Source organism: Streptomyces sp. NPDC051219 (assembly GCF_040682335.1).
GTDB lineage: Bacteria > Actinomycetota > Actinomycetes > Streptomycetales > Streptomycetaceae > Streptomyces.
In genome coordinates, this window is record NZ_JBFBAS010000097.1 from 1 (window position 1) to 1,084 (window position 1,084).

At 70.0% G+C, this 1,084-nt stretch carries 1 protein-coding gene and 2 pseudogenes; 2 read left to right on the forward strand and 1 reads right to left on the reverse strand.

What is annotated here, in order from left to right; all coding sequences use genetic code 11:
- Together AB0M62_RS34880 and AB0M62_RS34885 are read left to right on the forward strand one after the other, a co-directional pair.
- A pseudogene (locus AB0M62_RS34880) lies at positions 1–102 on the forward strand (ATP-binding protein); the annotation flags it as partial.
- 166 nt (positions 103–268) lie between these two features.
- Positions 269–616: pseudogene (locus AB0M62_RS34885) on the forward strand (IS30 family transposase); the annotation flags it as partial.
- Between the two features lie 139 nt (positions 617–755).
- Here the strand turns inward: AB0M62_RS34885 and AB0M62_RS34890 are convergent.
- Positions 756–962 carry an acyl-CoA carboxylase subunit epsilon gene (locus AB0M62_RS34890; protein WP_366078339.1) on the reverse strand — a complete coding sequence of 69 codons (207 nt, stop codon included), beginning with the start codon at positions 960–962 and terminating at the stop codon, positions 756–758.
- Positions 963–1,084: the final 122 nt, after the last annotated feature.

The following is a 1,084-nucleotide window of genomic DNA, read 5'->3' on the forward strand; positions in this document are numbered from 1 at the left end:
CCCGACGCACCGATCATCACCACCGACGCACGCCACCGCGCCGACGCGAAGAGCGCCCTCATCACGCTCGTCGAACACGCACTCATGGCACGCCTGCGGTAACCCTGCCGGGCCGCGCACGTTCGGCCGGGAAGCCTCCGTACTCCTGATCCTGACGGAGTGCGGGGGCTTTCTCATGGGAGCGGTCGTGCCTGGGCGCACGCGGAAGGGCCCCGCACTGGTGCTTGGCTTCTGGGGGTCGTCGCAACACCCCAGCTCAAGGGGTGCGATGGACTTCGAGGTCCGGGACCGTTCGGTCAACCAGGGTCGCCGTGCCCTGACCGAGGAACGGCGCATCTACCTTCAGCTCATGCAGCAGGGTGTGAGCAGTGCGGAGGCTTGCCGGATTGTCGGCATCAACCCCCGGACGGGGAAGCGGTGGCGCACGCCGGCCCGCGCGGCTGCCCGCCGGCCCCGCCCCAAGCCGGGGAAGATCGGCCAGAACACCGCGCTGCGGGACTTCGTCCAGGACGGCCTGGACCTGAAGTGGAGCCCGGAACAGAGCTGCGAGAGTCTGCGCCGGACGTTCCCCGACCGGCCGGAAATGCACGTGGTCCACGAAACGGTCTACCAGGCCCGGCCGGCCACGCAAAACGCTCGGCTGGGAACGCCAGCCGAGCGCCTGCATAAACTGCTCGCGGCCTGATCAACACGACCACGTGTTGCGACGACCCCCAGAAACCGCCAGATCTGCGGGGCCCTTCGTATCAGGGGAGTCAGCCCTGCCAGCTGTGCGGGGCCCGAAAGCCCGGGGTGCGCTCCAGGCGGCGCCAGCCGGCCGTGGAACCGACGCGGTGGGACTTGCCCGTCGCGGATCCGGTGGCGGCCGCGCGGGCGAGCAGGACCGCGGTGATGGCGGCCAGCTCCTCGGGGTCGGCGTGGCCCTTCTCGACGCGCAGGAGGGTGTCGGCGGGAGTGCTCATGGGTGGCGGGTCTCCGTCTTCTGGCAGTCTTCGCAGGGTTACTGCGGGGGGTTGCCGTGCTTGCGCGACGGCAGGTCTGCGTGCTTGTTGCGGAGCATGGCGAGGGAGCTGATGAGCACCTC